A 411-nucleotide genomic window follows, 5' to 3' on the forward strand; every position below is an offset into this window, starting at 1 on the left:
AAATATATTTGTCCTTGTAACAATTCTCGGACATTTGCCTGTTATACTATCTGCAAAAAGAAAAGGAAGTGATAATATGAAGCATATTTTAATTGTCGAAGATGATAATCTTTTGAATAAAACGCTTACTTATAATTTGGAATTGGACGGTTACACAATAACTTCTGTTCTGAATGCAAGGACAGCCGCTGAATCATTAAAAACAAACATTTTTGATTTGGTATTGCTGGATATAAATTTACCAGACGGAAATGGTTATGACCTATGCCGTCTTATCAAGCCAGAGCATCCTGATACAGTAGTTATATTTCTAACTGCCAACGATCAGGAAAGCGATCAGATACGAGGATATGAAGCTGGTGCAGTGGATTATATCACGAAACCTTTTTCGATTAGTGCTTTGCAGCGAAA

At 35.3% G+C, this 411-nt stretch carries 1 protein-coding gene; it reads left to right on the forward strand.

Annotation, left to right across the window (positions count from 1 at the left end):
* Window positions 1-76 precede the first annotated feature (76 nt).
* Window positions 77-411 (forward strand): response regulator (locus tag NE638_RS17905; RefSeq protein ID WP_173746886.1); only part of this gene is annotated, 335 nt, incomplete at its 3' end.

Origin of the sequence: Blautia sp. MSK.18.38, assembly GCF_024460535.1 — a bacterium.
Lineage (GTDB): Bacteria > Bacillota > Clostridia > Lachnospirales > Lachnospiraceae > Blautia_A > Blautia_A fusiformis.